The sequence below is a fragment of the Chryseobacterium sp. CS2K3 genome (genome assembly GCF_059515185.1).
In genome coordinates this window covers 114,544-130,165 of sequence record NZ_JCAKRW010000009.1, presented here as the reverse complement: position 1 = coordinate 130,165, position 15,622 = coordinate 114,544, and the positions used below count along the sequence as shown (strand labels likewise).

Below are 15,622 nucleotides of genomic sequence, written 5' to 3'. Positions count from 1 at the left end.
AATGGTGAAGTGGTTAGACCCTTTTAGAATTTATTCTGAAAGGGTCTTTACAATTAACGCATTTACTGCAATGTATTTATGTATTAGGATTCGTATAGTAATTTGGTCTATTAATACATCATTTTTCATTTATTAAAATTATAATATAAGCTATATTATTTTTTACCCTGCTCATATTAGGATAGGTTTTCGTCTGTTTAATTTGTTGTTAAACAATGTTTTGATGATTATTGTGCAGAGTTCTTTTTTAATACAATACAAAAAATATTAAATAAAAAAAGAAAATAAAAGTATATTTATAAACTTTAATAAGTATATTTGTGTACTAATTTGTTTGATATGAATTTTGATCTAATAAAATCAGTTGTGGAACTCGTTCAGCAATTTATGGAGCAGAATGAAAAGAAAGCGATGTACAGTAACGACCTTCAGGGTTTGACAGAATGGATCAACGCTTCATATAAAGATAACTCTCAGGAAGAACCCGACTGGGCAGGAAAAGAATTGGGAAGAAGCTCAGACAGTGTCATCAATACATTACTGATAAGAATGGGAAGATATGCGAAAACGTACTCGCGGTCAATAGGTAATTCCGTTTTTTCAAGTCAGGATGACTTTATTTATCTCATTAGTCTGAAGACTAGGGGAGCGATGTCCAAAATGGAGCTCATAAGACATAATGTAGGTGAAAAATCCTCAGGGATACTTATTATTAACCGTTTAATTCGCAATGGCTGGGCTGAACAGACCGTCTCGAAGGAAGATAAAAGAACAAAACTTATCAAGATAACACAGAAAGGGCTTGATCTGCTGGAGGAACATATGAGCGAGATCCGTAAAGCTTCAAAGGCGGTAGTAGGAAACCTGAGTCACTCCGAACAGATGTTGCTCATCGCCATACTCTCTAAACTGGATGAATTTCATGATTCTTTTTACCGTATGCAAATGGAAACAAAAGATATGTTAGATATGATGCATAAAAGATTGAACTAGTACAAGTAAAAAATACTTGTTAAAACAATTAAATAAATAACAATGAATACTGAAAGCCTAAGAAAGAGAATTGCAGTGATAGGTTCAGGGTTTTCCGGAATCTCTGCCGCTGCCTATGCTGCAAAATCCGGAAATGAAGTACATGTATTTGAAAAACATCATCAGCCCGGCGGACGCGCAAGACAATTTACCACAGATGAAGGCTATGTTTTTGATATGGGACCCAGCTGGTACTGGATGCCTGACATTATTGACGGTTTTTTTGCTGATTTTAATTGTAAAACATCTGATTTTTTTGATCTTGTTTCTTTAGACCCTCAGTTTGAGATGGTTTTTTCAAAAGAAAAAGTTTCAGTTCCCAAAAAAAACGAAGACATCCGTGATTTATTTGAAAAAATAGAACCTGGAGCAGCCAGGCAGTATGATCAGTTTATGGAGTCTGCCAAGTTTAAATATGAAGTGGGAATGAAAGATTTCGTGACCAAACCCTGTTATAGTTGGCTTGAATTCGCTTCTTTAAAAATTGCAGGAAGTGCTTTGAAGCTTGATCTTTTAAGTAATTTCAGGAAATATGTTTCAGGTTATTTTACAGACCCTAAGCTCAGATCTTTGATGGAATTTCCTGTTATATTTCTTGGAGCTTCACCTCAGCAGATTCCTGCCATGTACAGTCTTATGAATTACGGAGGCTATGTGTTAGGTACAAAATATCCAATTGGAGGTTTTTATCAGCTTGTTCTCGCCATGAAAGAAGTGGCAGAAAAACAAGGCGTTACTTTTCATTTTAATCAAGAAGTACAAAAAATCAATACAGAAAACGGAAAGGTGACTTCAATAACGGTAGACGGTAAAACGCATGAATTTGATGCCATTATTGCTTCTTCAGATTATCAGCATACAGAAACTTTAATTTCCAAATCACTCAGAAATTATACTGAATCCTATTGGAAAACCAGAACTTTTGCACCGTCATGTCTTATTTATTATTTGGGAATCAAAGGGAAAATTTCTCATTTAAAACATCATACTCTCTTCTTTGAAAATGAATTAGACAATCATATAGATTGTATTTACATCAATAAAAAATGGCCCGCTAAACCACTTTTTTATGCCTGCTGTCCTTCCAAAACGGATTCCGGTGTAGCTCCTGAAGGGAATGAAAATCTTTTTTTACTATTACCTCTCGCACCAGGAATACATGATGAGGAACATATAAGAGAAAAATATCTGGACGAGATGCTTCAAAGAATTGAAAAACATACCGGCGAATCCGATCTTGCTTCCAGAATCGAATATAAAAGAAGCTACTGTGTAAGTGATTTTATTTCCGACTATAATGCTTATGAGGGGAATGCTTATGGATTATCCAACACTTTATCACAAACAGCAGTCTTAAAACCTAAAATAAGAAACAAAAAGATCAAAAATCTTTTTTATACGGGACAATTAACCGTTCCCGGACCCGGAGTTCCACCATCAGTGATTTCAGGTAAAATTGTAGCGGCTGAAGTGAGTAAATTAAAATGAAATAATATGAAAAATTTGTTTGATGAACTGTCTTACGAAGTCAGTAAACATACTACTCAAAAATACAGTACCAGTTTTTCATTGGGGATACTGGCATTGAAGCCATCCATAAGACCTGCTGTGTATGCAGTATATGGGTATGTGCGCCTTGCAGATGAAATTGTAGACAGCTTTCATGGCTATGATAAAGAGAAGCTTTTGAGGAGATTAAAAGCTGAAACCTATGATGCGCTGGAGGATGGGATATCACTCAATCCTATTTTGCATTCATTTCAGGAAACCGTTCGTCAGTATGATATTGACAGGCAGCTGATCGACCAATTTCTACACAGCATGGAAATGGATCTTCATAAAATTGATTATAATTCCGAACTGTATAAAGAATATATCTATGGATCAGCAGAAGTAGTAGGGTTGATGTGTCTGCAGATATTTACAGAAGGCAATAAGCAGCAATTTGAGAAACTCAAGCCGTTTGCTATGAAGCTGGGGTCTGCTTTTCAGAAAGTTAATTTCTTACGGGATTTAAAAGATGATTTTGAGGTTTTAGGAAGAACTTATTTTCCGTCACTCAATATGTCAGTCTTTAATAATACAGTAAAAACCCAGATTGAAAAGGAAATTGAAGAAGAATTTATAGAAGCATTACAGGGCATTAAAAAACTTCCGGGCTCATCCATTTTTGGAGTATACCTTGCTTACAGATATTACCTTTCCCTGTTTGAAAAAATAAAGAAAACAAGTTCCCAGAATATGCTGCAGCAAAGAATCAGAATTGCCAATTCACAAAAGCTGCTGGTTGCGTTCAAAAGCTACATCCGTTACAAATCTGCTTATTTCTGATCGCTGGATTCAGCTTGGTAATGATTTTTAAAAGGTTTAACGATTAAAAAAATAAATGATGTACAGATTATACAGAGAACAACAGCTGAAGTGTACGATGGAAACAGCATGGAAGTTCTTTTCATCCCCTCATAATTTAGCAGAAATAACCCCTAAGAGCATGAATTTTGTGGTTCTTTCAGATGTTCGCGACCAACCTATTTTTAAAGGAATGGAAATAGATTATACAGTATCTCCCGTGCTGGGAATTCCCATGAAGTGGAAGACCATTATCAGCCAGGTTGAAGACAATAAAAGTTTTACAGACTTTCAGAAAAAAGGTCCATATAAGCACTGGAATCACTTTCATGAATTTATTCCCAATGAGAACGGAGTACTTATGAAAGATACAGTAGATTATGAACTTCCATTGGGGTTTTTAGGTACAATTGCCCATCAGCTGTTCGTAAAAGAGAAACTCAATAGTATTTTTGATTTCAGATACAGAATTCTGAATGAACTTTTTAACAATAAGAAAGATTAAAAATGAATATTCTGATCGTTTTAGGAGTATTTATTTCCATGGAAGGCGCTACATGGATGATCCACCGATATATTATGCATGGCTTTCTGTGGATGCTGCATCGGGATCATCACGATCATAGCCATAATGGGAAACTTGAAAGGAATGATCTGTTCTTTTTCATTTTTGCAAGCCCAGCCATTGCTTTATTATATCTGGGAGTAAGGCAGGATTTCAGTTATTGGTTTTTTATCGGTCTGGGAATAAGCCTTTATGGCATGTCTTATTTCTTTATACATGATATTTTTATTCATCAGAGAGCAAAGGTCTTTACCAAAACAAAGAACCCGTATTTCCTTGCCATCAGACGTGCTCATAAGCAGCACCACAAACACCTTGGTAAAGAACATGGAGAATGCTTCGGCTTTCTGTGGGTTCCTATTAAATATTTTAAAATGTATTTCAATAAAAAATGATGCCTTATACTTACATACTGATCAATTTTTTCACAGTCATTATCTGCTTTTTGGCTTCTTTTGACGGAAGAATACAATTCAACAGGTTTTTCGGAAAATTTCTCCTGTCATCCACCATTGTAGCCATTCCTTTTATTGCCTGGGATATATGGTTCACCGCAAAAGGAGTGTGGTGGTTTGATCTCAATTATACCTTAGGATTTAAAATAGCGGGACTTCCCATTGAAGAATGGCTGTTTTTTTACTGTATTCCTTTCGCCTGTGTATTCACTTATTACTGTCTGGAAAAATTTTGTAATATAGGCTGGGCAGACGTTTTCAATAATCTTATTGTATTTACATCTGTCATTGTTCTGGCAGTGGCAGGACTTCTTTATCATGAAAGGATATATACTTTGCTTACCGTGATCGTGACGATACTCACTCTTTGCTATCTGCATTTTATCGCTCAAAAAGAATGGATAGGCAGAGCAAGTCTTGTATATCTGGTCTTAATACCGGGGTTTTTCGCAGTGAATGGAATCCTGACAGGATCTTTAATTCCTTCACCAGTTGTTAACTATAATCCAGTTGATTTTTTAGGGATTCGAATGGGAACCATCCCCGTTGAAGATGCGGTGTATGGTTACAGTCAGTTTTTACTCAATATTTATTTCTTTAAAAAAATAACTAAAAATGAAAAATAGAATAATTTTTATTGTATTACTAAGTTTAGGACTGTTGAACAGCCTGTCTTCCTGTTCGTCTATGCCTGAAAAAGCGCAGCCTGTCAATCAGTTTGAGATCAATCGGTATTTAGGCACATGGTATGAGATAGCAAGATTCGATTATCGTTTTGAAAAAGATCTTGATAACGCGATGGCGCAATACAGTCTTAATTCGGACGGAACTGTAAACGTGGTTAACAGTGGTTATAATTTTAAAAAGAAGAAATGGGTATCAGTCAATGGTACTGCTAAATTCAGAGGAGAAAAGAATACCGCAGCGCTAAAAGTAAGTTTTTTCGGACCTTTTTATGCAGGATATAACGTAGTAGCACTGGAAGATTACAAATATGCATTAGTTGCAGGAAAAAACTTAGATTATCTCTGGATTTTATCACGTGAAAAGTCCATTCCCGAGAATATAAAACGGCATTTTATTACCAAAGCTCAGGAGATTGGTTATGATACCTCAAAACTTATTTGGGTACAGCAGGATAAAAAAAATCCGTTTAACTAATGATTGTAATTAACTTAAAATCAGCAAGAATTTTCAAAATACAATGTTGCACTTCTTTAGCAATTTAATTCTTTAAGAAAATTTAACAGTATAAAATATATTTTGGGCATGGATATTGTTTATTTATATACCAATTACTAAAATATATATTATGAATAATTCAGATTACAACAAAGCGGAAAATGCAGTTAACGAAACAGAAAACTCTTTAAAAAATGCAGCTGATAATGCAAAATGGAAGATCAGTGAATTAGCAGATAAAGCGAAAGACTATATCAATGAAAAAAGAGATAATGACCAGGAAGCTACTCAGGAAGACTGGTTGGAAAGGGTGAAGTCAAATGTTTCAGATACATGGGAAGATATCAAAGATAAGGCAGATGAAGCATGGGAAAAAACCAAAGATGCCGCTGAAGATGTAAAAGCAGAATGGCGTAAGAAAACAAATTAATTTTATTTAACAAATGACTGTAGCTGAAAAGTTACAGTCATTTTTTTGTTTTATTTAGTTTATTTATATGTTATTTTTATTCATTTGAAGTGATTTATTGGATCAGTTTCAAAAACTGGGGATTACCTTGTTAGGATTTATGGGAATTTAATTTGACGTAAAGTTTTTATAGCCTTATTTCATATTCTTAAGAAAGCAAAGGATTGAATCAATTTCATTGATTCTTTCTAAACGAATGCCTAATCGATAACACTTTTTCAGCAACAAAGTCAAACTTCTTATTTTCCTGAAACATTTGAATTATCTTTCTTTGCGATTAAAGTGTAGATGTTTTTCCATAGTCCACAACTTTTGTGCTTGATCCGATTTATTTTTTACATAAATATTTAATCATTCACCAAATGCTTCATAATTTATGTAGGATTTATTTTTTTAAATAATTAGTGTATTAATATACTTTTAAATTTATTTAATGGTATATTTGTATTTCGTTTGTGGAAAACAAATACCTATGCCTTAAAAAAGATAAATGATGGATAAAGTAAATATTTTTTGGTTCAGAAGGGATCTAAGACTCGAAGACAATACTGGACTTCACCACGCCCTTGCCACAGGAATAAAAGTTGTTCCGATTTTTATTTTCGATACCGAAATACTGAACCAGCTTCAGGATAAAAAAGATAAAAGGGTAGATTATATTCATCAGAGCTTACAGCAGATTCATCAAGAACTGAAAAAACATAACAGTGGACTTTATGTCTATTATGGTACTCCAATAGACATCTTTAAAAAAATAATCAAAGAGTTTAATGTAAATGAAGTTTTTTGTAACAGTGATTATGAACCGCAGGCGATACAACGGGATCATCAGATCGCTGATTTACTGCTGAAACATCATATTCAGTTTAAAGATTTTAAAGATCAGGTTATATTTGAAAAGAATAATATTCTGAAAAATGACCTTACTCCCTATACCGTTTTTACGCCTTACTCGAAGAAATGGAAGGAACAATTGAAAAATATAGAAACTTTTACTGTGAATTTGGACCAGTTTGCCAGCTATAGTGGGGCTTCAGAGATCATTTCACTGAAAGAGACCGGATTTGAAAAAACAGACTTTGAGTTCATAAACCCTGAATTAAACGGAAATATTATAGATTCTTACGGAAAATACAGGGATTTTCCCGCAATGGATCATACCACTCATCTGGGCATAGCACTTCGTTTTGGAACCATATCGGTCCGAAAATGTGTTCGTTACGCTGCCAAACATAATGAAGTCTGGCTTAATGAACTCATCTGGAGGGAGTTTTTTATGCAGATCCTCTATCATTTCCCAAATGTTGTCCACCAGTGTTTTAAAACGAAATATGAAAATATTGCATGGAGAAACAATGAAGAAGAATTTAAAGCATGGTGCGACGGGAGAACTGGATATCCAATCGTAGATGCAGGAATGAGACAACTCAATGAAACCGGATTTATGCACAATAGGGTAAGAATGATTACGGCAAGTTTTCTTACCAAACATCTGCTTATTGACTGGCGGTGGGGAGAGGCTTATTTTGCTGAAAAATTGTTAGATTATGATCTGGCTGCCAATAACGGAAATTGGCAGTGGGTAGCAGGCTGTGGCTGTGATTCGGCACCTTATTTCAGGATTTTCAATCCTTATGAACAGACAAAAAAATTTGATCAACAGAATCAATACATCAAAAAGTGGCTCCCTGAAGATTATAGGGAAGAGCCTATTGTGGAACACACAAAAGCCAGAGAAAGAGTATTAAAGGCATATAAAGAAGCATTGGCAGAGTAAAGAACATATAATATTCACTAATAAAATAGATAACATTGGCTAAAAAAGGAATTTTACTAATCAATCTTGGTTCTCCAAGATCAACCGCAGTAGAAGATGTAAAGGAATATCTGGATGAATTCCTGATGGATGAAAAAGTGATTGATTATCGCTGGATCTTCCGGGCACTTCTTGTTAAGGGAATTATCCTTAATACAAGACCGGCAAAATCTGCCCAAGCTTATAAAACAGTATGGACAGAAGAAGGGTCTCCACTTATTGTAATAACGAAAAAGATACAAAAAAAGCTGCAAAATCTGGTGGATATACCCGTAGAAATAGGGATGAGATACGCAGAACCAAGTATTGAAACAGGTATCAGGAATCTTGTTGAGAAAGGAGTTACAGAAATTGTACTCTTTCCTCTGTACCCGCAGTATGCAATGAGTACTACTGAAACGGTAATTGAAAAAGCAGAAGAAATCAGGAAGAAAAAATTTCAGGATGTAAGAATAAACTATGTACAGCCTTTTTATAATCGGGAAATATATACCGATTGCCTTGCTGAAAGTATCAGAGAAAAGCTTCCCGAAGATGTTGACGCCTTGTTATTTTCCTATCACGGGGTTCCTGAGCGGCATATTTATAAGACAGATCGAACAAAGACCTGTAATATGAATGATTGCTGCCATAAAGATAAACATCCCAGCCATTCATTTTGTTATCGCCATCAGTGTTTTAATACTACCGAGCGGGTTATCAGAAAACTTGAATTGCCGAAAGATAAGGTGATCGTTTCTTTTCAGTCCAGATTGGGGAAAGATAAATGGATAGAACCTTATACAGATCATACATTGGAAACCATTCCAGGTAAAGGAATTAAAAAGCTTGCAGTGGTTTGTCCTGCATTTGTTTCAGACTGTCTGGAAACTCTGGAAGAAATTTCTGTTGAAGGAAAAGAGCAGTTTCTGGAAGCTGGTGGCGAAAATTTTACCTATATCTCCTGCCTGAATGATGAAGACCGCTGGATTGAAGTGATCAGAATCTTATGTGAAGAACAGCTTAATCAATTCTATTTACTATAGTTTTGATTATATTATGATGGAGTTCTTTCGGGAATTAGGTATTTTTGTAAATTATTTTAACGGATATGAATTATACACTTATTAAAGATTTTATAGACCTGTTGCAGGAGTTTGAAAACGAAGTCCATGCTTGTCCTGATTTGTATCCGGGAACCATTCAGGGGTTTAAGACCTGGATTTCCGACAAGGAAAATGCAGAAGCAGATCATTTTGAAGAACCTTATTGGGAAGGTAAGGAGAATGGGAGAACACCGGAAAGTGCTATTAGTACCTTGCTAGTTCATCTCAACCGATATGCCAAGACTTACTCAAAGTCTGCTATTTTAGACTCTGAATTTTCTACTCAGGAAGACTTTATTTACCTTATCAATCTGAAAGCTTTTGGTGAGATGAGCAAAATGGCTCTTATCAAAAAAAATATCCATGATAAGCCTGTAGGAATGTTAATTATTGCCAGACTTCTACGTCAGGGGCTTATTGAACAGACAGATTCTGATCTGGATAAAAGAAGTAAACTGATCCGTATTACTGAAAGAGGATTAATGATTCTGGAACAGCAGATGGAAAAAATTCGTCAGGCTACAAATATTGTTGCCGGAAATCTTACTCACAAAGAAAAAATGGAGCTTATCCGTATTCTTAATAAATTAGATCGTTTCCATTATCCTATTTTTTCACGAAATATCCATTCCGATCAACTTATCAATACGGTATATGATGAATACTCGTTTAAAAATTAATTGATTTAAAATCAGTTCCATATAAATATCAATTCAGTTTCTGATATTTGAAGCGTATTTAAAATCAATAAACGAAAAAGTTATAATTTACTTTACTTGGAAAGGCAGGTGCTTTATTTTCAGTAATTTGTGGTACCTGTCACCCCTTTGTTGGTCTGGATTTTGTATTCAAAAAAGCACCAATTTTACTAAGAATTTTCATTGCAAAACCATATCAAAAAAATAAAAATATGATCATCGATGAGAATCTTTTGCTCGAAAATGGAGCTGTTTATGAAGATTATCCCGCAAAGGAAGTAATTTACCAAATGGGTGATACTCCGCATTTTTATTTCCAGATTGTACGTGGTACAGTGGAACTGAACAATTATCATGAAGATGGTAAGGAATTTACCCTGAACATTCTTTCTGATGGGCAAAGCATAGGAGAATCTCTATTGTTTGGAGAGAATAAATATCCTATGAATGCCATAGCTAAAACAGATTGCAAAATATTGAAGATGTCCAAAACAAATTTCCTTTCGATGCTCTCTGAAAATCGGGAAGTTATGTTCCGTCTCTTTAATTATCTTTCTGACAGGCTTTTTTACAAGTATGTGATGCTGTTCAATAATTCAGCTACTGAACCTTTATCCAAAATCAGATCATTGATGGATTATTATAAGGAAAGTTCAATAAGTAAGGCGCCTTATTCCTATCAGATTCCGCTGACCCGGCAACAGATTGCCAATCTTACCGGTCTTAGAGTGGAAACGGTAATCCGAACCGTAAAGAAAATGGAAAAGGAAAAAATATTGAAGCTCGAAAAAAGACATATTTTTTATTAGGCAAGCTGTATTTCTAAAGATATTGCTAGAAAAAACAAAGGAAAAGAATGGCTGTTATTATTGGCAGCCATTTAAAATTAGCTAATACATTAATATAAAAGAATATTTTTCGTTGATCGGCTTAATTTTTGTAATTTTTAAAATGATTAATTTAAAATACTAAATAGTTTGCAATACGTCTATGGCAATTGTAAACTTCGGAATCTCCCACATGTTGATGACAGAAAATAGACTTTGAGAAAGATATTCCAGGAATCAAAGAATAAGAAAAAGTTTTTTCAATAATTATTTAACCCTATAATATTTTTGTTATGAACGTAAAACGAATATTTGGTACGATTTTAACCATTTTGGGAATTGGAGGCTTAATATATGTTGGTAATGGTCTGATTAATAAAGGGGTCGCCAATATGACTCTCATTGTAGTAGGTATTATTGGTTTATTATTCTTTTTTTCAGGCATAAGCTTAGTCAAAAATACCAGAGACGAAGGCTGAAACGGGATCAGGGTGCAAAATTTGTGGACTAAGTAAAAAGTTTCGTTAATCTGAGAAAAAACAAATTATCTTTTTACTCCTCTAAGCTTTATACTTAAATTTTATTTAAACGCAAAGACATGATGGAATTGATTATTGATAAGGGAGCTAAGAAAGCGATAAAAGTCGCTGATGAAGCGATGTAGATATGGGTACGCTTAGAAAGAATCAATACAATTGATTCAAGCTTTGCTTCCTAAAATACAACACCAGATAATAGAAATCCTTTGCGTTAAATTTTAAAATTAAACTGATCTAAATATTCTAAGCCCCACAACTTTTGCGCTTGATCCCTGAAACGTACGCGCCATTTTCATGTGACAATTCATAAGATAAGCCTTCTCTGAACTGAGAAAGCTTATCTAAATGCAAAGTATGATGTTTTCAATTAACTAGACACGAATTTATGATTTATATACGGATATGAATTATGATCTCAGTCATAATTGATAGCAATCATAACCCATAAAACCTAATGATGGATCAACTCAGTTTATTTCCAGATGAAGGCTATGATTTTCCTGAAGACTTAGTGGACTTTCATAAAGAATACTTATCCCATGAGGAGGCAGACTACCTTTTGGGTATGCTGATGGAAAAAACACCATGGCAGCAAACTAGCCAGATGATGTATAACAAAACGATGCTCACACCGAGGCTAACGGCTTGGTATGGAGATCATAAAACATATAAGCTTGGAGATAAATCTATAAATGCTAATCCGTGGTTGCCGGAACTTTCAGAACTAAAAGACCGTATAGAAAAACAGTTCGGGTATCGGTTTAATTCTGTTCTTTTAAATCTATATAGAGATAATAATGATTCTGTAGCGTGGCATCGGGACCGGGAAAGCGAATTGGGTAACAGACCTGTAATTGCTTCTTTAAGCCTTGGTCAGCTAAGAAATTTTGATTTCCGGAATATACTTGATCATTCAAAAAAATATTCTATCCCTCTCAGTCATGGATCGCTGCTTTTTATGAAGGGTAAATTGCAGGAAGAATGGGAGCATAGAATCGCTAAATCTACACGCTCTATGAAACCAAGAATAAACCTGACCTTCAGATTAATTATTTAATGTGAAGTATATTTTATTTTAATAATCTAGAAGAAATCAATTTATCATCGATTGTGATAACTTTCCTTTACTGACTTGATTTCAGTCATAAAATTAGCAGCATATTATAGGTAAATTGGTAATGAAGAGTAGATAAGTGACTATATTATGAACAAGAATTTTTTTGAACGTTTTTCAGATCGTGTGGTCTGTTTTACAGGAAGCCCGTCGGCTTTTCTTATTGCCTGTGGATTCGTAATCATTTGGGCGGTTACGGGACCTATTTTTAATTTTTCCGAAACATGGCAGCTTGTCATCAATACGGGAACGACCATTGTGACCTTTCTTATGGTGTTTTTGATCCAAAAAGCTCAGAACAAGGATTCCAAGGCAATTCAGATTAAACTCAATGAGCTTATTGCTTCCCATGAAAAAGCCAATGATCGTTTGGTTGATATCGAAGATCTCACTGAGGCGGAACTGGATGAATTGCACAAGTCATACGAAAAATCACAGCATTTTATTAAGAGACAGCAAAATGGTCAGCATCAGAATGAAATCAAAGAAAATGACACTAGTATAATACATTGATAATTAACTTATAATAATCAATGAGCAAAGGGAACTGATGAGTTCCCTTTTGTAAATGTTATAATTATTCAGCCTTACTGTTAAGCGCTGTATCTGCAATCTTAGAGAGTAGCTGGTCGCATTTTTTTTCTTCAGCTAATGTATCTGTAAAATTTTTGAGACATCTTTTTTCCTTTAATACCTTTGCAAAGGCGGCTAATGTTCCGTACGTCGCTATTTCGTAATGTTCCACTTTTTGAGCAGCTGCAATAATGCCTACATCCCTTACGGCTCCGGGCTTTGTTTCTTTTATAATACTTTTTCCTTCATCAAGAATGCCTTGCATGGCATCACATTTTTTGGCTTGCGCTTTTTTCCCTAATGATTTAAAACAATCTTCAAGCCTTTCGACATGAACTTTTGTTTCAGCAAGATGCTTTTCTATAGCATTGATCAGCTTTTTATCCGTAGCATTTTTCATCATTAAAGGAAGTGCTTTTACAAGTGCTTTTTCTGCCCAGTAAATATCTTTTAGTGAATCTTCGAAAAGATCCTGAAGGTCTTTGGCTGCATCTTTTTTTGCTGCTGTCTTGGCAGTGTTTTTAACAGGTGATTTCCTTCCTGACTTTGCTTTGGTTGTAGCTGTTCTTTTTCTGGATGTGTTCTTTGTTTCCATAATAAATAATATTTTGTGGTTGTTTAAATTGAATATTTATGAATAAGAGATTCTCTTATCGTTTTTGTCTTGAGGGCTGTAAACTGTCTGATACAGCTGCGTTCACATTACCGCTGCCATTGCCCGTGTTGTTATTGCTTGTTTTTCTTCCTCCTATGTGAGTCTTTGTGTTGATGCTATCCTGTTTTGATGTGCTATCTTTCGAGTTATTGGATCTTGAAGAGAGTGTATCAGACTGATTGTTTTGTATATTGACAGGTTCTGTGGTATTTCTTTCAGTTTCATTTTTCTTACATGCCAAAGCAATAAAGCTAATAGCTAAGAGGGATAAAAATAGATTTTTCATAAGTGGATTGAATTGTGAGTTAGTGTTGTATGTGCTGCAGCCTTTCAAAATTAACAGTTACTTTCCAGAAATTATATGAGTACAGTCATAATGTCTGTGAAGATTTAAACATATCTCGGAATATAAATTCTAAAGTGGACATAATAATTCCGGACATTAATTTCAATATCCGGAATTATTGTAGTAGTGAGATTTTAATTCATTTCTTCCAGGTTTTCAAACTTGTGATAAGAAGATTTGAGATGATGCAGCTGATCTGAAATTGTTTGTTGGGTTCCTGGAAGCAGATCATTATTCTCCAATGCTTTTTCATAGGCATTGATAGCTGCTTTTTCTCCAAATACTACATTTTCTAAAGTAGATTCTGTTGTATCCCCTGAAAAAGAATTTTTAACATCAATCCATGCTCTGTGAATGGCGCCTGCGGTACTTGTAGTGTCATCAGGATTACCTCCCAGCTCTCGGATCAGATTTATCAATTCTGTTTTCATGACTTGGGATTGGGAAACCATATAGTCATAATCAGCTTTTAAGGAAGAATGGGTATTCCATACTTTTTCCTCTACTTTTGAAAATCCTGCAATTCTGTCATTGGTAATGTTCAGTAAATCATTAAGTACTGAAACAGTGTTTTCATTGTTCATATTATTTATTTTAAATGGTGTAAAATGTAACAAGTTTGATTCTTGATAGCTTATTCTAATTTTATAGCGAGAAATTAAATATTGAGTGAAAAAAAGAAGACCTCTCCAGACATAGGAGAGATCATTCTAAAATAAATTATTAACAGGTCTGTAATCGCTCTCAAACTTTTTCAAAAATAAACACAATTAGATGGTTTTATTATGATCGGGCTCATAATAGGAAATTTTAAGGTATATCAAAAAAACCTTCCATGATAGGGGAAGGTTTATAAGATCTCGAACAAAAAGTGAAGATGAGAATTTAATATTTCAAATGTATAAACTTATTGATCCTGCCTCTATGACTGGAATCATAATGAAAATCTTTTTCTTAAAAGAATTGTTTGTGAATTAACTTTTTCTTTCAAGCTCTGTATAAAGTTGTTTAATGATATTTAGCTGAACTTTCGGGTTGTCTTCCAAAAGCTTAAAAAAATTATCTTTAGAAAGCTGAAGAATTTTGCAGGACTCGCAGGCTGTCGCATTGAATGGATATCTTTTGTCAGTAAATAATAAAAATTCACCGATAGCTGATCCTTCTTCACATAGATCTATTATTGTTTCAGTATCATTATCATAGTGGTTGAGCTGAACTTTACCTGACATGACCTGATAATAATACTCAGGAATATCATTTTGTACAAAAAGTGGCTCTGAACTTTCTAATTCTGTAATAACAGCTCCATATATTAATAGAAGATCCTCTGATATAAGCATTGAGTCTGATTTAATAAACAATACAATATAAATAAAAAACATGTGGTATCATTATGACTGTTGTCATAATAGGATATTTTTGCATGCATTATTGTACAAATTCTAAAATAAATTGTAATAAAGCTTTATTATGATACTAATCATAAAAATGAGAAAGCATTAGTCTATACATTTGAATACACCTATCAAATATATTATTATGAAATTACTTATCAGGCTCATGCTATTTATAGGCTTTCTTATTATTAGCGGTATAAAAGAAAGACAAACGCAGCAAACCAATAGTAAAAGTTTGAACACTGGAGATCATAATGTTTCACAATATTTACAAATTACACCAGATTCTGACGATAATACTCTCAATATGAAGAGTACGACTTATGAGATTGACCTTTTTAAGAAAAACAAATGTTCTTAAAATGTTTCATATTGATGAATATAATTGAGATTATTCAAAAAAAATGAAAAAAACTCGTTTATGAGTCAAATCATAGTAAAGAGAATTAATCTGTTATACATTTGACATACATTAAATCATATTTCTCAGCCGATCTTTTTTAACGGATATTTTAGATCC

Annotated in this window: 19 protein-coding genes; 15 read left to right on the top strand and 4 right to left on the bottom strand. The window is 34.1% G+C overall.

Features of this window, described 5'->3' with window-relative positions; translation table 11 throughout:
• Positions 1-339: 339 nt before the first annotated feature.
• From AC5YGG_RS16135 to AC5YGG_RS16070, 14 genes are all read left to right on the top strand, one after another.
• Complete coding sequence (locus AC5YGG_RS16135) at positions 340-993, top strand: MarR family winged helix-turn-helix transcriptional regulator (protein WP_496145486.1); 654 nt, start codon at positions 340-342, stop codon at positions 991-993.
• Between the two features lie 42 nt (positions 994-1,035).
• Positions 1,036-2,520 carry a bifunctional phytoene desaturase/3,4-desaturase gene (crtID, locus tag AC5YGG_RS16130; RefSeq protein WP_496145485.1) on the top strand — a complete coding sequence of 495 codons (1,485 nt, stop codon included), beginning with the start codon at positions 1,036-1,038 and terminating at the stop codon, positions 2,518-2,520.
• Between the two features lie 6 nt (positions 2,521-2,526).
• Positions 2,527-3,363 carry a phytoene/squalene synthase family protein gene (locus AC5YGG_RS16125; RefSeq protein ID WP_496145484.1) on the top strand — a complete coding sequence of 279 codons (837 nt, stop codon included), beginning with the start codon at positions 2,527-2,529 and terminating at the stop codon, positions 3,361-3,363.
• Between the two features lie 55 nt (positions 3,364-3,418).
• Positions 3,419-3,886 carry an SRPBCC family protein gene (locus tag AC5YGG_RS16120; protein ID WP_496145483.1) on the top strand — a complete coding sequence of 156 codons (468 nt, stop codon included), beginning with the start codon at positions 3,419-3,421 and terminating at the stop codon, positions 3,884-3,886.
• 2 nt (positions 3,887-3,888) lie between these two features.
• Complete coding sequence (locus AC5YGG_RS16115; RefSeq protein WP_496145482.1) at positions 3,889-4,341, top strand: sterol desaturase family protein; 453 nt, start codon at positions 3,889-3,891, stop codon at positions 4,339-4,341.
• Positions 4,338-5,027, top strand: coding sequence for a lycopene cyclase domain-containing protein (locus AC5YGG_RS16110; RefSeq protein WP_496145481.1), 690 nt, complete (start codon positions 4,338-4,340; stop codon positions 5,025-5,027). The genes AC5YGG_RS16115 and AC5YGG_RS16110 overlap by 4 nt, the downstream gene beginning before the upstream one ends.
• Positions 5,017-5,562 carry a lipocalin family protein gene (locus tag AC5YGG_RS16105; RefSeq protein ID WP_496145480.1) on the top strand — a complete coding sequence of 182 codons (546 nt, stop codon included), beginning with the start codon at positions 5,017-5,019 and terminating at the stop codon, positions 5,560-5,562. Before AC5YGG_RS16110 ends, AC5YGG_RS16105 begins: the two co-directional genes overlap by 11 nt.
• 151 nt (positions 5,563-5,713) lie before the next feature.
• The gene (locus tag AC5YGG_RS16100) at positions 5,714-6,013 is read left to right on the top strand and encodes a DUF883 domain-containing protein (RefSeq protein WP_496145479.1); all 300 of its coding nucleotides are present in this window, start codon (positions 5,714-5,716) and stop codon (positions 6,011-6,013) included.
• Between the two features lie 529 nt (positions 6,014-6,542).
• Positions 6,543-7,829 (top strand): cryptochrome/photolyase family protein, encoded by a 1,287-nt coding sequence (locus AC5YGG_RS16095; RefSeq protein WP_496145478.1) that lies wholly within the window; start codon positions 6,543-6,545, stop codon positions 7,827-7,829.
• A gap of 35 nt (positions 7,830-7,864) precedes the next feature.
• Positions 7,865-8,893 carry a ferrochelatase gene (gene hemH, locus AC5YGG_RS16090; protein WP_496145477.1) on the top strand — a complete coding sequence of 343 codons (1,029 nt, stop codon included), beginning with the start codon at positions 7,865-7,867 and terminating at the stop codon, positions 8,891-8,893.
• 65 nt (positions 8,894-8,958) lie between these two features.
• Entirely contained in the window at positions 8,959-9,633 is a 675-nt protein-coding gene (locus AC5YGG_RS16085) for a MarR family winged helix-turn-helix transcriptional regulator (protein WP_496145476.1), read from the top strand.
• A gap of 230 nt (positions 9,634-9,863) precedes the next feature.
• On the top strand, positions 9,864-10,460 hold the full coding sequence (locus AC5YGG_RS16080) for a Crp/Fnr family transcriptional regulator (protein WP_496145475.1): 597 nt from the start codon (positions 9,864-9,866) through the stop codon (positions 10,458-10,460).
• A 1,011-nt stretch (positions 10,461-11,471) separates the two neighbouring features.
• Positions 11,472-12,074: an alpha-ketoglutarate-dependent dioxygenase AlkB family protein gene (locus tag AC5YGG_RS16075; RefSeq protein ID WP_496145474.1), complete on the top strand. Its 603-nt coding sequence runs from the start codon at positions 11,472-11,474 to the stop codon at positions 12,072-12,074.
• A 147-nt stretch (positions 12,075-12,221) separates the two neighbouring features.
• The gene (locus AC5YGG_RS16070) at positions 12,222-12,644 is read left to right on the top strand and encodes a low affinity iron permease family protein (RefSeq protein ID WP_496145473.1); all 423 of its coding nucleotides are present in this window, start codon (positions 12,222-12,224) and stop codon (positions 12,642-12,644) included.
• A 64-nt stretch (positions 12,645-12,708) separates the two neighbouring features.
• Here AC5YGG_RS16070 and AC5YGG_RS16065 read toward each other — a convergent pair whose 3' ends face one another.
• The 4 genes from AC5YGG_RS16065 to AC5YGG_RS16050 all read right to left on the bottom strand — a co-directional run bounded on the left by AC5YGG_RS16065 (position 12,709) and on the right by AC5YGG_RS16050 (position 15,045).
• Positions 12,709-13,299: a YciE/YciF ferroxidase family protein gene (locus AC5YGG_RS16065; RefSeq protein ID WP_496145472.1), complete on the bottom strand. Its 591-nt coding sequence runs from the start codon at positions 13,297-13,299 to the stop codon at positions 12,709-12,711.
• Positions 13,300-13,354: 55 nt separating this feature from the next.
• Entirely contained in the window at positions 13,355-13,645 is a 291-nt protein-coding gene (locus AC5YGG_RS16060; RefSeq protein WP_496145471.1) for a hypothetical protein, read from the bottom strand.
• Positions 13,646-13,839: 194 nt separating this feature from the next.
• Entirely contained in the window at positions 13,840-14,289 is a 450-nt protein-coding gene (locus AC5YGG_RS16055; protein ID WP_496145470.1) for a ferritin-like domain-containing protein, read from the bottom strand.
• 390 nt (positions 14,290-14,679) lie between these two features.
• A complete protein-coding gene (locus AC5YGG_RS16050; protein WP_496145469.1) occupies positions 14,680-15,045 on the bottom strand; it encodes a Crp/Fnr family transcriptional regulator in 366 nt (121 codons plus the stop codon).
• Positions 15,046-15,244: 199 nt separating this feature from the next.
• Here AC5YGG_RS16050 and AC5YGG_RS16045 point away from each other — a divergent pair, with 199 nt between their 5' ends.
• Positions 15,245-15,463: a hypothetical protein gene (locus AC5YGG_RS16045; protein WP_496145468.1), complete on the top strand. Its 219-nt coding sequence runs from the start codon at positions 15,245-15,247 to the stop codon at positions 15,461-15,463.
• The last annotated feature ends 159 nt before the right edge of the window (positions 15,464-15,622 follow it).

Coding starts and splice junctions, on each gene's coding strand:
- AC5YGG_RS16135 (WP_496145486.1), top strand. CDS start 340: ATGAATTTTGATCTAATAAAATCAGTTGTGGAACTCGTTCAGCAATTT.
- AC5YGG_RS16095 (WP_496145478.1), top strand. CDS start 6,543: ATGATGGATAAAGTAAATATTTTTTGGTTCAGAAGGGATCTAAGACTC.
- AC5YGG_RS16080 (WP_496145475.1), top strand. CDS start 9,864: ATGATCATCGATGAGAATCTTTTGCTCGAAAATGGAGCTGTTTATGAA.
- AC5YGG_RS16050 (WP_496145469.1), bottom strand. CDS start 15,045: ATGCTTATATCAGAGGATCTTCTATTAATATATGGAGCTGTTATTACA.
- AC5YGG_RS16075 (WP_496145474.1), top strand. CDS start 11,472: ATGATGGATCAACTCAGTTTATTTCCAGATGAAGGCTATGATTTTCCT.
- AC5YGG_RS16125 (WP_496145484.1), top strand. CDS start 2,527: ATGAAAAATTTGTTTGATGAACTGTCTTACGAAGTCAGTAAACATACT.
- AC5YGG_RS16055 (WP_496145470.1), bottom strand. CDS start 14,289: ATGAACAATGAAAACACTGTTTCAGTACTTAATGATTTACTGAACATT.
- AC5YGG_RS16045 (WP_496145468.1), top strand. CDS start 15,245: ATGAAATTACTTATCAGGCTCATGCTATTTATAGGCTTTCTTATTATT.
- AC5YGG_RS16060 (WP_496145471.1), bottom strand. CDS start 13,645: ATGAAAAATCTATTTTTATCCCTCTTAGCTATTAGCTTTATTGCTTTG.
- AC5YGG_RS16105 (WP_496145480.1), top strand. CDS start 5,017: ATGAAAAATAGAATAATTTTTATTGTATTACTAAGTTTAGGACTGTTG.
- AC5YGG_RS16120 (WP_496145483.1), top strand. CDS start 3,419: ATGATGTACAGATTATACAGAGAACAACAGCTGAAGTGTACGATGGAA.
- AC5YGG_RS16065 (WP_496145472.1), bottom strand. CDS start 13,299: ATGGAAACAAAGAACACATCCAGAAAAAGAACAGCTACAACCAAAGCA.
- AC5YGG_RS16100 (WP_496145479.1), top strand. CDS start 5,714: ATGAATAATTCAGATTACAACAAAGCGGAAAATGCAGTTAACGAAACA.
- AC5YGG_RS16085 (WP_496145476.1), top strand. CDS start 8,959: ATGAATTATACACTTATTAAAGATTTTATAGACCTGTTGCAGGAGTTT.
- AC5YGG_RS16115 (WP_496145482.1), top strand. CDS start 3,889: ATGAATATTCTGATCGTTTTAGGAGTATTTATTTCCATGGAAGGCGCT.
- AC5YGG_RS16110 (WP_496145481.1), top strand. CDS start 4,338: ATGATGCCTTATACTTACATACTGATCAATTTTTTCACAGTCATTATC.
- AC5YGG_RS16070 (WP_496145473.1), top strand. CDS start 12,222: ATGAACAAGAATTTTTTTGAACGTTTTTCAGATCGTGTGGTCTGTTTT.
- crtID (WP_496145485.1), top strand. CDS start 1,036: ATGAATACTGAAAGCCTAAGAAAGAGAATTGCAGTGATAGGTTCAGGG.